This window comes from Sphingobium herbicidovorans (assembly GCF_002080435.1).
Lineage (GTDB): Bacteria > Pseudomonadota > Alphaproteobacteria > Sphingomonadales > Sphingomonadaceae > Sphingobium > Sphingobium herbicidovorans.
This window is the reverse complement of the sequence record NZ_CP020538.1, coordinates 673,505-687,490: the sequence shown is the minus strand read 5'-3', so window position 1 is coordinate 687,490 and position 13,986 is coordinate 673,505. Positions and strand designations below refer to the sequence as shown.

The 13,986-nt window shown below is 63.9% G+C and carries 15 protein-coding genes and 1 pseudogene; 10 read left to right on the top strand and 6 right to left on the bottom strand.

Going from position 1 to position 13,986, the window contains the following annotated elements:
- The first annotated feature begins 5 nt into the window (after nt 1-5).
- Together prsK and prsR are read left to right on the top strand one after the other, a co-directional pair.
- The gene (gene prsK, locus B6S01_RS03320) at nt 6-2,078 is read left to right on the top strand and encodes an XrtA/PEP-CTERM system histidine kinase PrsK (protein ID WP_037462058.1); all 2,073 of its coding nucleotides are present in this window, start codon (nt 6-8) and stop codon (nt 2,076-2,078) included.
- On the top strand, nt 2,078-3,427 hold the full coding sequence (prsR, locus tag B6S01_RS03315; RefSeq protein ID WP_037462060.1) for a PEP-CTERM-box response regulator transcription factor: 1,350 nt from the start codon (nt 2,078-2,080) through the stop codon (nt 3,425-3,427). The genes prsK and prsR overlap by 1 nt, the downstream gene beginning before the upstream one ends.
- A 24-nt stretch (nt 3,428-3,451) precedes the next feature.
- On the opposite strand, the gene B6S01_RS03310 is transcribed toward prsR, so the two are convergent.
- Nucleotides 3,452-3,796 carry a GntR family transcriptional regulator gene (locus B6S01_RS03310; protein ID WP_037462062.1) on the bottom strand — a complete coding sequence of 115 codons (345 nt, stop codon included), beginning with the start codon at nt 3,794-3,796 and terminating at the stop codon, nt 3,452-3,454.
- Between the two features lie 72 nt (nt 3,797-3,868).
- Nucleotides 3,869-4,447 (bottom strand): nitroreductase family protein, encoded by a 579-nt coding sequence (locus B6S01_RS03305; RefSeq protein WP_037462064.1) that lies wholly within the window; start codon nt 4,445-4,447, stop codon nt 3,869-3,871.
- Between the two features lie 110 nt (nt 4,448-4,557).
- Here B6S01_RS03305 and B6S01_RS03300 point away from each other — a divergent pair, with 110 nt between their 5' ends.
- A complete protein-coding gene (locus B6S01_RS03300) occupies nt 4,558-6,138 on the top strand; it encodes a peptide MFS transporter (protein ID WP_037462066.1) in 1,581 nt (526 codons plus the stop codon).
- 4 nt (nt 6,139-6,142) lie between these two features.
- On the opposite strand, the gene B6S01_RS03295 is transcribed toward B6S01_RS03300, so the two are convergent.
- Nucleotides 6,143-6,613: an SH3 domain-containing protein gene (locus tag B6S01_RS03295; RefSeq protein ID WP_037462069.1), complete on the bottom strand. Its 471-nt coding sequence runs from the start codon at nt 6,611-6,613 to the stop codon at nt 6,143-6,145.
- A 124-nt stretch (nt 6,614-6,737) separates the two neighbouring features.
- Between B6S01_RS03295 and B6S01_RS03290 the strand changes: the two genes are divergently transcribed.
- Nucleotides 6,738-7,736: a 2-hydroxyacid dehydrogenase gene (locus tag B6S01_RS03290; protein ID WP_037462072.1), complete on the top strand. Its 999-nt coding sequence runs from the start codon at nt 6,738-6,740 to the stop codon at nt 7,734-7,736.
- Nucleotides 7,737-7,868: 132 nt separating this feature from the next.
- Here B6S01_RS03290 and copC read toward each other — a convergent pair whose 3' ends face one another.
- Entirely contained in the window at nt 7,869-8,246 is a 378-nt protein-coding gene (gene copC / locus B6S01_RS03285) for a copper homeostasis periplasmic binding protein CopC (RefSeq protein WP_037462075.1), read from the bottom strand.
- Between the two features lie 141 nt (nt 8,247-8,387).
- On the opposite strand from copC, the gene B6S01_RS03280 reads away from it, so the two are divergent.
- Genes B6S01_RS03280 through B6S01_RS03260 form a run of 5 tightly spaced genes read left to right on the top strand, consistent with a single transcriptional unit; the run spans nt 8,388 to nt 12,423 of the window.
- Complete coding sequence (locus B6S01_RS03280) at nt 8,388-8,654, top strand: hypothetical protein (RefSeq protein ID WP_037462077.1); 267 nt, start codon at nt 8,388-8,390, stop codon at nt 8,652-8,654.
- Nucleotides 8,655-8,657: 3 nt separating this feature from the next.
- The gene (locus tag B6S01_RS03275) at nt 8,658-9,098 is read left to right on the top strand and encodes a periplasmic heavy metal sensor (RefSeq protein ID WP_037462079.1); all 441 of its coding nucleotides are present in this window, start codon (nt 8,658-8,660) and stop codon (nt 9,096-9,098) included.
- Nucleotides 9,095-9,676 carry an RNA polymerase sigma factor gene (locus tag B6S01_RS03270; protein WP_037462081.1) on the top strand — a complete coding sequence of 194 codons (582 nt, stop codon included), beginning with the start codon at nt 9,095-9,097 and terminating at the stop codon, nt 9,674-9,676. Before B6S01_RS03275 ends, B6S01_RS03270 begins: the two co-directional genes overlap by 4 nt.
- Before the next feature lie 33 nt (nt 9,677-9,709).
- Nucleotides 9,710-11,464 (top strand): copper resistance system multicopper oxidase, encoded by a 1,755-nt coding sequence (locus B6S01_RS03265; protein ID WP_037462083.1) that lies wholly within the window; start codon nt 9,710-9,712, stop codon nt 11,462-11,464.
- On the top strand, nt 11,461-12,423 hold the full coding sequence (locus B6S01_RS03260; protein ID WP_037462086.1) for a copper resistance protein B: 963 nt from the start codon (nt 11,461-11,463) through the stop codon (nt 12,421-12,423). The genes B6S01_RS03265 and B6S01_RS03260 overlap by 4 nt, the downstream gene beginning before the upstream one ends.
- 33 nt (nt 12,424-12,456) lie before the next feature.
- Here the strand turns inward: B6S01_RS03260 and B6S01_RS03255 are convergent, their stop codons facing one another.
- Entirely contained in the window at nt 12,457-13,602 is a 1,146-nt protein-coding gene (locus B6S01_RS03255) for a M20 aminoacylase family protein (RefSeq protein ID WP_037462088.1), read from the bottom strand.
- A pseudogene (locus B6S01_RS03250) lies at nt 13,599-13,715 on the bottom strand (Lrp/AsnC family transcriptional regulator); the annotation flags it as partial. The pseudogene B6S01_RS03250 and the gene B6S01_RS03255, both read right to left, overlap by 4 nt.
- Before the next feature lie 81 nt (nt 13,716-13,796).
- Between B6S01_RS03250 and B6S01_RS03245 the strand changes: the two are divergent.
- Nucleotides 13,797-13,982, top strand: coding sequence for a DUF1328 domain-containing protein (locus B6S01_RS03245; RefSeq protein ID WP_037462089.1), 186 nt, complete (start codon nt 13,797-13,799; stop codon nt 13,980-13,982).
- The last annotated feature ends 4 nt before the right edge of the window (nt 13,983-13,986 follow it).

Genomic DNA, 13,986 nt, shown 5'->3' with positions numbered 1-13,986 from the left:
CGGCGATGGGAACGCTGCTGCAATTTGTCGGGGACTGGGGCCATGCGCTGGCCGCCGTGCTGTTCGCCGCGATCGGCATATTCATCCTGCGCCGGCGGGACGATGGGATCGACCAGCGAATGCTGGCGGTCGCCCTGCTGCTGACATCCTGCTGGTCGCTTTATGTGTCGTTCGGCGGCGTGGACAAGCCGCTGACGGGGATTGGCGAGAATATCCGCAATGCCGCCTGGCTGCTGTTGCTGTTCATCATGCTGCGCCGTGGCCCGGCGGATCGCGTTGGATCGATGGTGGCGATCGGGTCGGTCTATGCTGCGGTGGCGGGGCTGATCCTGCTGCAGACGTTCACTGACCTGATCTGGCGACAACTGCCCGGCGCGAGCGATCTGCATCGCGCATTGGTGCAGGTGTCGCTCAGCCTGCACATGATGACGGCGGTCGGCAGCCTGATGCTGGTCCACCATCTTTACGTGAGCTGGCCGCCGCAGCAGCGTGGACGGGTCGCGTTGCTGCTCGGCGCGCTGGCGGCCATGTGGACCTATGATTTCAACCTCTATGTAATCGGTTATTTCGCGATCGATCGCGCCAGTGAACTATACGCCCTGCGTGGGCCAATGATGGCGATGCTGGCGCCCGTCATCGCGGCGGGGATGCGCCGGGATAGAGCGCCGCAGGTGCAACTGTCACGCGCGCTGACATTCCGTGCCCTGTCACTGATTTCGATCACGCTGTACGTCATACTGATCGCGGCGGCGGCGGTTGCGATCGAGTTGATCGCTGGCCCCTATGCGCGGGCGATCCAGATCGGCTGCGTCTTCTTCATGGCGGTAAGCGCGCTGGTGCTGCTGCCTTCGCCTCGCATGCGGGCGATGTGGAAGGTGCAGGTTGCAAAGCATGTTTTCCAGCATCGCTACGATTATCGAACCGAATGGATGCGCTTTGGCGACACCATCGGCAGGCCGGGCAGCGACGCGCCGCCGCTGGGCGAACGGGTGGCGAAGGCGGTTGCCGACATCACGGATTCGCCCGCCGCCATATTGATGCTGCGATCCGATGACGGCGCGCTGACGTTCGAAACGCATTGGAATTGGGACGGCGATCTGTTCCATGAGGTCGTGGTGCCCGCGCCCCTCGCGCTGCTGATCGAGCGTAGCGGGTGGATCATCGATATCGACCGGGGACCGACCCGGCAGGAAGCTGGCGACACGCCGGACTGGATGCGCGCCGATCCCCGCGCCTGGGCTTTGGTGCCGCTTATCCATTTTGGCCGCCTGATCGGCGCGATCCTGCTGGCGCGGCCTTTGATGGACCGGCGGCTGGACTGGGAAGATCTCGACATGCTGCGCACGGCGGGGCGGCAGGCGGCAAGCTATCTGAGTGAAGCGCAGGGTCAGCAGGCGCTGGACGACGCGCAACGGTTCGACGAATTCAACCGGCGCTTTGCGTTCATCATCCATGACGTCAAGAATCTGGTCAGCCAGCTTTCGCTGCTTGCCCGCAACGCCGAGCGTCATGCCGACAACGCGGATTTCCGCGCCGACATGGTGCTGACGCTGCGGGAGTCGGTGGGCAAGATGAACGATATGCTGGCGCGCTTGTCCCAGCATAACAAGGGGAGGGCGGAGGAGCCGAGACCCATGTCTCTGGACGAGGTAGCCGCAAGGGTGGCGCGCAGCCGGTCGGGCCAGCATGAGATCCGACTGACGGGTTCCGCGCCGCTCGCTCTGGCCGATCCGGCGCGGGTCGAGCAGATCATCATTCACCTGTTGCAGAATGCCATCGACGCGAGCGCGGGCGACCGTCCGGTGGAAATCCGGCTCGGCGGGTTTGAGCAATGGGCCATGGTCGAAGTAATCGATCAGGGGCGCGGCATGAGCGCGGAATATATCCGCCGCGATCTGTTCAAGCCATTTTCGTCGAGCAAGGCGGGCGGCTTTGGCATCGGTGCGTTCGAGGCGCGGGCGCTGGCGCAAAGCATGGGCGGCAGCATCGGCGTCGAAAGCAAGCCGGGTGTCGGAAGCCGCTTCACATTGCGCCTGCCGACAGCGCCGCGCGAAGGAGTAAGGGGGGAGGCCGCCTGATGAGCGACAAGCGACCCAAATTGCTGATCGTCGAGGACGATCCGGGCCTGCAGCGGCAGTTGCGCTGGGCCTATGAGGATTATCAGCTGTTCATCGCCGGTGATCGTGAGGAAGCGATCGAGATGCTGCGCGCGGAATCGCCCGATGTCGTTACGCTGGACCTTGGTCTGCCGCCTGACCCGGACGGGACCAGCGAAGGCTTTGCGACGCTGGCGGAAATGCTGCGGATCAAGCCGGATACGAAAGTGATCGTTGCTTCCGGGCATGGCGCGCGGGAAAGCGCGCTGGCCGCCATTTCGGGCGGGGCCTATGATTTCTATCAGAAGCCTGTCGACATCGACGAGTTGGGGCTGATCGTCAGCCGCGCCTTTCATGTCCACGCGCTGGAAAAGGAAAATGCCCGGCTGGCCGAGGCGGCGCCCGAGCAGGCAAGAGTGCTGGGGCGGCTGATCACAGGGGCCGCGGAAATGACGAAGGTGGCCCGCACCATAGAGCGGGTGGCGGCGACGAGCCTGTCCGTCCTGCTGACAGGAGCGAGCGGCACGGGCAAGGCATTGCTGGCCCAGGGGCTACATGACGCGTCCGAACGGCGGGGTGGGCCGTTCATCACGATCAACTGCTCCGCGATTCCAGAGCCATTGCTGGAGGCTGAACTGTTCGGTGCTCATGATGGGAGCGATGCGAAGGCGGGCAAGATTGCGCTTGCGCATCGCGGCACGCTGTTCCTGGACGAAGTCGGCGAGATGCCGCTGGCGTTGCAGGCAAAGCTGCTGCGTTTCATGCAGAATGGCGTGGTTGACGTGACGGGGGATGCCCAGCCGTTGTCCGTGGACGCGCGCATCGTGGCCGCAACCCATCATGATGTTGAGAAGTTGATCGCTACGGGCGTTTTTCGCGAAGATCTCTATTATCTGCTCGCCGAGGTCGTGGTGCGGATACCCGCGCTGAAGGACCGGCCCGGCGACCCCGCTTTGCTGGCGCGCCATTTCCTAAACCGCTTCGCCAAGGAAATGAACCCGCTGGTCAAGGGGCTGGCGCCCGACGCGCTGGCTGCGCTCGACGCCTGGGACTGGCCGGGCAATGTGCGCGAGCTGGAAAACCGGATGAAGCGCGGGGTCATCATGGCTGATGGCAAGCATGTCACGGCGGCAGACCTGGATCTGGACGGCGACCGGGCCGATGGGAGCGACGTCGTCAATCTGAAAGCGGCTCGCGAAATGGCCGACCGGCGCGCCATCCGCCGGGCTATCGCGCGAACCGATGGCAACATATCCGGGGCCGCCAAGATGCTGGGGATCAGCCGGCCGACGCTGTACGATCTTCTCAAACAATATCAGTTGCAAGGTTGACCGCCGGAGCCGCGCCCTGGTCTTTCAGACGCCTTGCAGGCCCAGATCCTCGGCGGAGATGCCCAGGCGCTTGATCTGTTCGGCAACCGGCGGCCACACAGTGTCGAGAAAACGGCGGCGTTCCGCCTCGCGCAGGCGACGGGATGCGCCGTCTGCCACGAACATCCCGACCCCACGTTTGACCAATACCAGCCCATCGTCCTGGAAGCATTGATAGGCCTTGGCCACCGTCAGGGGATTTGCGCCCTGCTGCATGGCAAGCGCTCGGACAGAGGGAAGCATGTCGCCATCGCCATAGCTGCCATCAAGTATCGATGCCGCGATGATGTCGCGAAGGCGCATATAGACGGGCTTGGAATCGTCGGCCATGGGTGCATCGGTGCCATAATACAGCGATGCAGGTCAAGGCGGTCCGCCATCCTTTGACAGTTGTCGCTGCAACTAGCTGTTCCAGACTGAAACTATCTGGTCATAGTCCGGGCGGGGACGTTCCTCTTGAGGACGGCCCGGCGTGCCGATGAAGATAAACCCGGCAATCCGTTCGCTGCCCTGCGCGAAGGCGGCGCGGACATCTTCATTATAGGCCGGCCAGCCGGTGAGCCATCCTGCGGCAAAACCGAGCGCGTGGCTGGCGTGCAGCAGGTTCATGATCGCCGCGCCGGAGGACAATTCCTGTTCCCAAAGCGGAATCTTGCTGCCCAGAACCGGGGCGGACAGCGCGACCACCAGTGCAGGCGCCTGGTGGGCGAACTGATGCATGGATTCCAGCTCCAATCGCCCGGCATCCGGCTTCTCCCGGCGATAAGCGCTGTCCAGAAGGTCCGCCAGATCGGCACGCCTGTCCTGCGGGACGATGACGAAGCGCCAGGGGGCGAGCTTGCCATGGTCAGGCGTGCGCAGGGCGATTTCCAATATCTGGCGCAACTGGGCGGCGTCCGGACCGGGGGCGACCAGGTCTCGCGGCTTGCCCGAACGACGGGTGCGCAGGAGCGACAGCGGGGTGGAGGCGTCATTGAACATGGCGCATCAGATGGCGAAGCCGCGCGCGGCGTGCAAGTGCCGACTGTTTTGACAGGCTGGCGATTTCCGCTCTAGGTTCGCCATCAAGCATTTGGCCGGACAGGAAACGGATGGCGACCCAATCTGAAATCCAACCTGTGGCGGGCAAGACCTGGATCGGCCATCCGCGCGGACTGTTCCTGCTGTTTTTCGTCGAAATGTGGGAGCGTTTTTCCTTCTACGGCATGCGCGCGCTCCTGATCTTCTACCTGACGCAGCATTTCCTTTTTTCCGACCGCGATGCCGCCCATTCCTACGGCGCCTACATGTCGCTGATCTATATCTCGCCGCTGATGGGCGGCTATCTGGCCGACCGCTATCTGGGACAGCGCAAGGCGGTCCTGTTCGGCGGCGTCGTCATCGCGATAGGTCACATCATATTGGGGCTGGAGGCGGAAGATGGGGCCAGCAGCATGGGCCTTGGCCTGTTCTGGCTGGGGCTGGCGACGGTGATCGTCGGCACGGGTTTCCTGAAGGCCAGCGTGTCGGCGCTCGTGGGTCAGCTATATCCGCGCGACGACATCCGCCGCGACCCGGCCTATACGATTTTCTACATGGGCATCAATGTGGGCGCGACGCTGGGCCCGGTGATATGCGGCTATCTGGGGCAACGCTGGGGCTGGCATTGGGGGTTTGGCGCGGCGTCGGTGGGAATGATCGCGGGCGTGATCGGTTTCGTCCTGTGCCGGCCGTTGTTGCAGGGTGGAGGAGAACCGCCTGACCCGCAGCGGCTGGCGGAGCGGATCGGCGGCGTCATCAGCCGCGAATGGCTGGTCTATCTGTCGAGCCTGCTGTCCATCCTGCTGTGCTGGCTGTTGATCCAGCAGCATGTCGTGGTGGGATGGATGCTGGCGGGCGCCAGCATGTTGATGGTGGTCTACATCCTTTGGGAAGCGTTCGGACGGATGGAGCGCATCGGGCGCGACCGGATGCTGGCCGCACTATTCCTGCTGGTCGTAAATCCATTATTCTGGGGACTTTACGAGCAGACGGGATCCTCGCTCAGCCTGTTTACCCACCGCTATGCCGACCGGCATATTCTGGGATTCGATGTGCCAGCGTCGATGTTCCAGTCGGTCAACGCCGCCTATATCCTGATATTCGGACCGGTGATCGCCGCGCTCTGGATCGCGTTGGCGAAGCGGGGGTGGGAGCCTTCTACCCCTGCGAAGTTCGGCATGGCGCTGGCCCTGGTGGGCGCCGGATTCCTCGTGCTGGTGGCGGGGACCGGCGCGCCGGGGACGTTGACGCCGGTGTTGTTCATCTTTCTTCTCTATCTTTGCCACACGCTGGGCGAGCTGTGCCTGTCGCCGGTGGGGTTGTCGGCCATGTCCAGGCTTGCGCCGTCCCGCATGATCGGCCTGATGATGGGCATCTGGTTCCTGGCGATGGCGCTCGGCCAATATGCGGCCGGGATGATCGCCGCCGCGACGGGGGGCGAAGACGGCGCGGCGTCGCGCGATGGGGTGCTGGCTGTCTATGGCCAGATCGGCTGGTGGTCGATCGGCATCGGTATCGTGGTGATGGCCATCGCGCCGCTGGTCAAGCGGCTGATGCACGACGATCAGTTCAGCGGTGAGGAGGGGGCGCAAGCCCAGGCGCAGCGCGACAGTTTCGCGATCGTCGATGACAAGGGCGAAGGGCAGAAGTGAACGGTCAGGAGGTCGCGCCCCATATGTCGGCGGCGCGAATGTAGCCCCGCTGGCCGCTGACGTCGAAGCCGCACCAGCCGTCACGACAGGATGACAGCCGGCCGACGACGCCCTTTTCCGCGCGGAAGACGGTAGGGGCGCCATCATTGGCCGATCGCCGCATCGGCGCGACCGGAGCGGTGACGATGGCGGTCGGCGTGTCGCTCAGCAATCGCACGTGCATCCAGCCCTGCGCGCCGCTGGGGTCTTCCACCTTGCGCCACAGGCCCAACACCTGAACGACCTTCACGGGCAGGTCGCGACGGCGATAGATCCAGTTGGACGGATAATCGAGGCTGGGGCCGACGCGCATGCGTGCTTCGTCTTGCCTGACCGATGCCCAGTAGGGGACGGGCTTTGTCGGCGAGGCGGACGCTTCGCCTGCAATGCACAGCGCGGCGGCGACAATTCCTGCGCGCCGCAAATAGCCCTTCATGCCCGATCTTTCCCTTTCATATGTGGCCACGTTATAGCGCCCGGCAGTCGCTGCCGACAACCATTGTCTTGGCGCGCTCTACAAGGTGCTTGACCATCGCCGCCACCAGGAATAGCGGCCAAGCATGGCCAAGAAACCGCGTCCCGCCAAGCCGCGCGTCGTCGTGACGCGCCGCCTGCCCCCAAATGTGGAGGCGCGAATGGCGGAACTGTTCGACACGGTGTTCAATGTGGGCGACGTGCCCATGGACCGCACCGCCCTGACTCGCGCCATGGCGCAGTGCGATGTGCTGGTGCCCGCCGTCACGGACCAGATCGACGCGGCGCTGATCGATGCGGCGCCCGACCGGCTGCAACTGATCGCCAGCTTTGGCAGCGGCGTGGATCATATCGACCTGGGCGCAGCCCGGCGAAGGGGCATCATCGTCACCAATACGCCCGGCGTGCTGACGGAAGATACGGCGGACATGACGATGGCGCTGATCCTGTCGGTGCCGCGACGCCTCGCCGAAGGTGAAAAGCTGGTGCGGACGGGGGAATGGCCCGGCTGGAGCCCTTCCGGCATGCTGGGGCATCGCATTGGCGGCAAGAAGCTGGGCATCATCGGCATGGGCCGGATCGGCCGGGCGGTGGCGAAGCGTGCGGCTGCGTTCGGCCTGTCGATCGCTTATCACAACCGCCACCGCATGCCGTTCGAGGTGGAGCAGGAATTGGCGGCGGAGTGGCGTCCCGACCTTGATTCCCTGCTCCGCGAAAGCGACATCGTATCGATCAACTGTCCGCTCAATGCTGACAGCAGGGGCATGATCGACGCGCGCAGCATCGCTCTGATGCGGCCCGACGCCTATCTGATCAATACGTCACGCGCCGAGATCACGGACGAACCGGCGCTGATCGCCGCGCTGGCGGAGGGCCGCATCGCGGGAGCGGGGCTGGACGTATATACGCATGAACCGGCCGTCGATCCGCGCCTGCTGGCGTTGTCAAATGTCGTATTGCTGCCCCATATGGGATCGGCGACCTTCGAAGGACGGGACGCCACCGGCGCGCGGGTGATTGCCAACATCCGTAGCTGGGTGGATGGTCACCGTCCGCCCAATCAGGTTCTGGAAGGCTGGATCTAGGGCGGCGCGACCGGCGCCGGGATTGTCGCGGCCGGGATCGTTTCCAGCGTCAGCGACAATCGCAAATGGGTGCGGGCCGACGCCAGTTCCTGGCCATCGGCGGCGCGCGAGAGGGCCGTCGATTGGCGCGGTTTACTTTACCGAGAAGCTGTATTTGCCCGTGATCTTGTGCTGGTCGGCGCTAACGACGTGCCAGTTAAGGTCGTAGCTGCCCGCCGGAAGCGCCCGAGGTAGGGTGACGGCCAGTGTCTTGCCATCGCCTTCGACAGCGGTCTTGAAGCCCTTGATCGGCATCGGCGCGTGGTTGGCCATGCCGGGCATGCCGGTCATGGTCAGATCAACACCGCTGGTCGGCGCAAGCAGCTTTTCGGAGAAGGTCAGGGTCAGCCTGGTCGGCTTGGCGACGGTGGCGTTGGCCGCCGGCGTGGATGAGAGCAGCTTGGGATGCGCCATCGCCACGGAGGGCAAGGCAGCGAGCGCGATGGCGGCGGTGAACAGGATGCGACGCATGGGAATGATCTCCAATCGGATTGCGGTTACGAGATAGTACGCAACGGATTTTGTCACCCCTCGACGAACCGGCATAAACTTTTGCATGAAGGATCGGCGCCTGCAACGCGTATCCTGGAGGATGTAACGGGAGTGCAAGTGATGAGCGACCTCGACCAATTGCTGAGCCAGGTTCGTGCGCTGCCCGCCGATCCGCGCCTTGAGGCGATGGAAGAGGTGGTGATGGCCGGCGCGGCGGTTCGCCGTGAGCGGGCCGTCGCGCGGCGCAGCCTGGCGCTGGCGGGGATGGTGGCGATCGGCATCGGCTGGGCCGGCAGTGTCGTGCCCGGCGCTCCGGCACAGGCGGCGTCCGCGCCGGTCGTGATCGGCATGTCCGATTACGCGCCTTCGCAACTATTGGGACAATAGGGGATGAAGGGGGCGGGCCGATATGGGCTGGTCGCGCTGGTCGCCTTTGCGGCTGCGCTGGCGGCAGTGCTGGTCGCGCGCATATGGATCGCGCCTGAACCGCGGGTCGAGAGCGAGGTGCATGCCCTGATCCACCAAAAGCTGAAGCTGGATGACGAGCAGGAGCGGCGCATTCATGCGCTGGAGATGGATTTCGCCAGACGGCGGGCGGCGATGGAGGCCGAGATGCGCGCGGATAACGCGCGGCTGGCGCAGGCTATAGCTGCCGAACATGGCTATGGGCCGAAGGTGAGCGAGGCCGTCGATCGAACGCACCATGTCATGGGAATGCTGCAGAAAGAGACGCTGAAGCACATATTTGCAATGCGCGCGGTTTTGCGGCCCGATCAGGCGGCACAGTTCGACGCCGCCGTCGTCAAGGTCCTGACCGAACCTGCGCGGTGAGGCCTTCACTCGCCGACCGAGGTGATGCCGAGCTGGCGGAGCTGGCCTTGGCGGGGCAGCAGGCCGCTTATGGCGAATTGATGCGGCGGCATCGTGATGGCGTTTACAGGCTGGCGCGTGGACATGCGGGCGACGCGACCGAGGCCCTTGATATCACGCAGGAGACGTTCATTTCGGCTTTCGCCGCGCTGGCGCGCTATGACGGGGCGCGGCCTTTCCGGCTATGGATCGCCCGGATCGCGATCAACAAATGCCATGACTGGGCGCGGCGGCGGGCGGTGCGGCGTTTTTTCACCTTCGCACGGCCGATGGAGGAAGCGGCGACTGTCGCCGATAACGGGCCGACGCCCGAGGAGGCGATGCAATCGCAGGCGCTGCTCGCGCGAATCCATGCGGCGATTGCTGCTTTGCCAGCCAATCTCAAGGATGTGCTGCTGTTGCGGACGATCGAAGGGATGAGCCAGGCGGAGGTGGCGCAGACGCTGGGATTGAGCGAGAAGGCGGTGGAGACCCGTCTTTATCGAGCCCGCCAAAAGCTGGCCGAATTTTTAAGGGGTGACGGCTCCACACGCGTATAAATCTGAACGACTCCCTTTTTTGCAGAGCATCCCATGCCCTTCCCCTTACATGATGTTGATCGCCGCAGCTTGATCCGTGGGTTGGGCCATTTCGGCGGTGCGCTGGCCTTGAGCCGCGCGCTTCCGACCTGGGCGAAGAACGGGACTGCCGGACTTGCGCCAGCGCCGGGTGTGCTGAGCGGTGAGGATATCGCGCTGACCATCGCCGAAAGCCATTTTTCCACAGGCGGGCGGTCGGCCCATGCGGTGACGATCAACGGCGCCTTGCCTGCCCCGCTCATCAGGTTGAAGGAAGGACAGAATGTCCGCCTGTCCGTAACCAACCGGCTTAAGGAAGACACGTCGATCCACTGGCATGGTTTGATCGTGCCATTCCAGATGGATGGCGTTCCCGGCGTCAGCTTCCCCGGCATCCGGCCGGGCGAAACCTTCACCTACGCATTTCCGATCCGGCAATCGGGCACTTACTGGTATCATAGCCATTCGGGGATGCAGGAGGCGATGGGCCATTATGGGCCTATCGTTATTGACCCCGCCGGAGCCGACCCGGTGCGCAGCGAGCGCGAGCATGTGATCGTGCTGTCCGATTGGAGCCCCATTCATCCGCATGTGCTGCTCAAGCGCCTCAAGCAGATGGGCGGCTATTTCAACATGCAGAAGCAGACGCTGGCCGGGCTGCTTGCGGGTAAGGACCAGAGCGCCAAGGAGCGGCTGGAATGGGGCGCGATGCGCATGGACCCGACCGACATTTCGGACGTCACGGGATCGACCTACAGCTTCCTCGTCAACGGACATGGCACGGCGGAGAATTGGACCGGGCTGTTCACGCCGGGCGAACGGGTGCGGCTGCGGATCATCAACGCGTCGGCCATGACGAATTTCAACGTGCGCCTGCCGGGGCTGCCGATGACGGTGGTGCAGTGCGACGGCCAGCATGTCCAGCCGGTCGAAACCGACGAGTTCCAGATCGGCATCGCCGAAACCTACGATGTGGTGGTGCAGCCGACGGAGGCGAAAGCCTATGGCTTGATCGCCGAAGCGATCGACCGGTCCGGGCTGGTGCGGGCGACGCTGGCGCCGCGCGTCGGCATGGCGGCGGAGGTGCCCGCCCTGCGGGATCGGCCGCTACTGGGCATGAAGGACATGGGGATGGACATGTCCGGGATGGACATGGGGCAGGGGGGCGTCATAGACCTCAGCCAGCCCGCCAATGACAGCATGTCCGGCCATTCGATGAAGATGCGCGACAAGTCGGTCGCGCCGCAGGTGAAGATGGGGCCGGGCGTCGCCACCCTTTCCCCCATGCCCGCTGATCGGACGGCTGACCGGCCAACCGGGCTGGAAAATGTCGAGCACCGGGTGCTGACCTATGCTGACCTCAAATCGCTGGAGCCGAACAAGGACAGGCGCACGCCCACGCGGACGCTGGACATCCACCTGACCGCGAACATGGAACGCTATATGTGGTCGTTCGATGGGGTAAAGCTGTCCGACGGAGCCGATCCCATCGCCTTCCGCCATATGGAGCGGGTGCGCGTGAACCTGATCAACGACACGATGATGCCGCATCCGATCCACTTGCACGGCCATTTCTTTGAACTGGTGACGGGTGCTGGGGAGCATAATCCGCTCAAGCACACGGTGAATGTGCTGCCGGGCGGCAAGGTGAGTTTCGATCTAACCGCCGACGCGTTGGGCGACTGGGCCTTTCACTGTCACATGCTGATGCACATGCATACGGGCATGATGCGTGTCGTGACCGTCCGGCATGAGGGAGCGGCGGTATGAGGATGATTGCCGCAGCCCTTATGCTGGCATCCGCATCCTCCCCCGCGCTGGCGCAGGAAATGGACCATGGCCAGATGGACCACAGCCAGATGGATCATGGCGCGCCCGAGCAGCAGCAGCCGCCCCCGCAGGATCATTCGGCCCATCCGGCCCCTGTTGAAGCGCCCTCGGATGATAATCCCCATGCCGGGCACGCCATGTCGTCAACAGATGACGCCATCCCCAAGGGCGATGCGCCGCCTGTCCCCACCGATCACGCCGCCGAAGCATTTTACAGCCCGGCCGACATGGCCCGCGCGCGTGCGGCGATGCTCAAGGAAAGCGGTGGCATGGCCTTTTCGCAGTTGATGCTCGACCGGTTGGAATATCGGATGGGCAAGGGACGCGACGGCTACCATTGGGAGGGCGAAGGGTGGATCGGCGGCGACATAAACCGCTTCGCGTTCAAGACCGAGGGCGAGGGAGAGGTGGGCGGCGGCCTGGAAAGCGCGGAGGCGCAGGCGCTCTACAGCCGCGCGATCGATCCGTGGTTCAACCTGGAAGCGGGCGTGCGGCACGATTTCGGTGCTGGTCCGGACCGAACCTATGCGGTGATTGGTGTAGACGGGCTTGCACCCTATTGGTTCGAAGTGGGCGCGCAGGCTTTCCTCTCCCACAAGGGGGACGCGCATCTGCGGCTGGAGGCAAGCTATGACCAGCGGATCACCCAGCGGCTGATCCTGCAACCGGCCGCCGAAGTGAATATCGCCGCGCAGGATGTGCCGGAACTCGGGATCGGGTCGGGCGTGTCCGACATCGAATTGGGGCTGCGACTGCGCTATGAATTCGCGCGCGAATTCGCGCCCTATGTGGGGGTCAACTGGGAACGCAAGCTGGGCGATACGGCGCGCTTTGCTCGCGCGGAAGGCAAGCGTGCGTCGGCCGCCAGCCTCGTCATGGGCGTGCGTTTCTGGTTCTGAATGTCGCGGAAGCTCTGGCGGAGGGCGAGGGCTTCAGCCTTTGGCCAGATGCCGTTCGGCAAGCGCAACGTGCAGGCGGATGCCGAGGCCGAGCACATCGTCGTTAAAATCATAATGTGGATTGTGGAGCGGCACGGATCCTTCCGCCTTCGCCTGCCCGAGCCAGATATAGGCGCCCTGGCATGCCTGAAGCATGAAGGCGAAATCCTCGGAGGTGAAGGCGGGTTCGGGCGCGATTTGAGCATTGCCGACGGTCCTGGCGGCTTCCAACGCCTCCTGCGCGGCCTGCGCATCGTTGATCGTGGCGGGGTAGCAGCGTTGATAATCCACATGCGCGGTCACATCATGGGCCATCGCCACGCCAGCGGCGATCTTGCGCAAGGCGTCCTCGATCACGTCCCGCACGGCGGCGTCGAAGGTGCGGACGGTGCCGCTGACGCTCACTTCCGCCGGGATCACATTATGCGTGTGGCCACCGTGAATCTGGGTGATGGATAGCACCGCCGATGCGGTCGGCGCGATGCGGCGGGCGACGATGCTGTTGAGTTGGGTGACGAGGCTGGCGGCAGCCAGGATCGCGTCTGGCGTGTCCTGCGGGATGGCGGCGTGGCCACCGCGTCCTTCCAGGCTGATTTCAAACCTGTCGGCTGCGGCCATGATCGGGCCGGGGCGCGTGGCGATCGTGCCAGCGGGCAGGTCCGGCCAGTTGTGCAGGCCGAACACACGCTCGCAGGGGAAGCGTTCGAACAGCCCCTCCTTCACCATCTCCCGCGCGCCGCCCAGCCCTTCTTCGGCAGGTTGGAAGAAGAAGTTGACGGTGCCGTCGAAATTGCGGCTTCGCGCCAGATGCTGCGCGGCGCCCAGCAGCATGGCGACATGGCCGTCATGCCCGCAGCCGTGGAAGCTGCCATGTGTCTTGCTGGCATAGGGCAGGTTGGTCTGCTCATGGATCGGCAACGCATCCATGTCTGCGCGCAGGCCGATGCTGCGGGTGGATGTGCCGTTTTTCAGGACTCCGACGACGCCGGTGCCGCCGATCCCCTCATGCACTTCCAGACCCAGCGCCCGCAGCTGTTCCGCGATGCGGCCTGCGGTCCGATGCTCGCAAAAGCCCAGTTCCGGATGCGCGTGAATATCGCGGCGGAAGGCGATCAGGGGTTCGAGCAGGTCGTCAATCATTTGTGCTCACCAAACAGATGCTGGATCGGATAATGATGTTTTATGAAGGGCGATTTGATCACGACATAGCTGAAATATTTTTCGATCCCATAGTCGCTTTCCAGCATGCCCATCATCGGTTCAAGGACGGGCGGAACTGGAGGGCGGATCAGCCGTTCGAGATACATGGCTGAAATTAAAAGAAGGACCGTAGGATGATCAAGCTCGCTATCATCTCGCTCGTCATCGCCGCCGTGCTGGCCATTCTTGGCTTTGGCGGCGCCGCGGGCACCTTTGTAGGAATTGCCAAGATCCTGTTCTTCCTGGCGATCGCGTTGTTCGTGATTTTCCTTGTCCTTGGCCTGTTGGCTGGAAAAGGGATCAAGAACGCAATAGATTGACGCC

Excerpts from the sequence above, each read along its gene's own strand:
- prsK (WP_037462058.1), top strand. The coding sequence starts at position 6 with ATGGGAACGCTGCTGCAATTTGTCGGGGACTGGGGCCATGCGCTGGCC.
- prsR (WP_037462060.1), top strand. The coding sequence starts at position 2,078 with ATGAGCGACAAGCGACCCAAATTGCTGATCGTCGAGGACGATCCGGGC.
- B6S01_RS03310 (WP_037462062.1), bottom strand. The coding sequence starts at position 3,796 with ATGGCCGACGATTCCAAGCCCGTCTATATGCGCCTTCGCGACATCATC.
- B6S01_RS03305 (WP_037462064.1), bottom strand. The coding sequence starts at position 4,447 with ATGTTCAATGACGCCTCCACCCCGCTGTCGCTCCTGCGCACCCGTCGT.
- B6S01_RS03300 (WP_037462066.1), top strand. The coding sequence starts at position 4,558 with ATGGCGACCCAATCTGAAATCCAACCTGTGGCGGGCAAGACCTGGATC.
- B6S01_RS03295 (WP_037462069.1), bottom strand. The coding sequence starts at position 6,613 with ATGAAGGGCTATTTGCGGCGCGCAGGAATTGTCGCCGCCGCGCTGTGC.
- B6S01_RS03290 (WP_037462072.1), top strand. The coding sequence starts at position 6,738 with ATGGCCAAGAAACCGCGTCCCGCCAAGCCGCGCGTCGTCGTGACGCGC.
- copC (WP_037462075.1), bottom strand. The coding sequence starts at position 8,246 with ATGCGTCGCATCCTGTTCACCGCCGCCATCGCGCTCGCTGCCTTGCCC.
- B6S01_RS03280 (WP_037462077.1), top strand. The coding sequence starts at position 8,388 with ATGAGCGACCTCGACCAATTGCTGAGCCAGGTTCGTGCGCTGCCCGCC.
- B6S01_RS03275 (WP_037462079.1), top strand. The coding sequence starts at position 8,658 with ATGAAGGGGGCGGGCCGATATGGGCTGGTCGCGCTGGTCGCCTTTGCG.
- B6S01_RS03265 (WP_037462083.1), top strand. The coding sequence starts at position 9,710 with ATGCCCTTCCCCTTACATGATGTTGATCGCCGCAGCTTGATCCGTGGG.
- B6S01_RS03260 (WP_037462086.1), top strand. The coding sequence starts at position 11,461 with ATGAGGATGATTGCCGCAGCCCTTATGCTGGCATCCGCATCCTCCCCC.
- B6S01_RS03255 (WP_037462088.1), bottom strand. The coding sequence starts at position 13,602 with ATGATTGACGACCTGCTCGAACCCCTGATCGCCTTCCGCCGCGATATT.
- B6S01_RS03245 (WP_037462089.1), top strand. The coding sequence starts at position 13,797 with ATGATCAAGCTCGCTATCATCTCGCTCGTCATCGCCGCCGTGCTGGCC.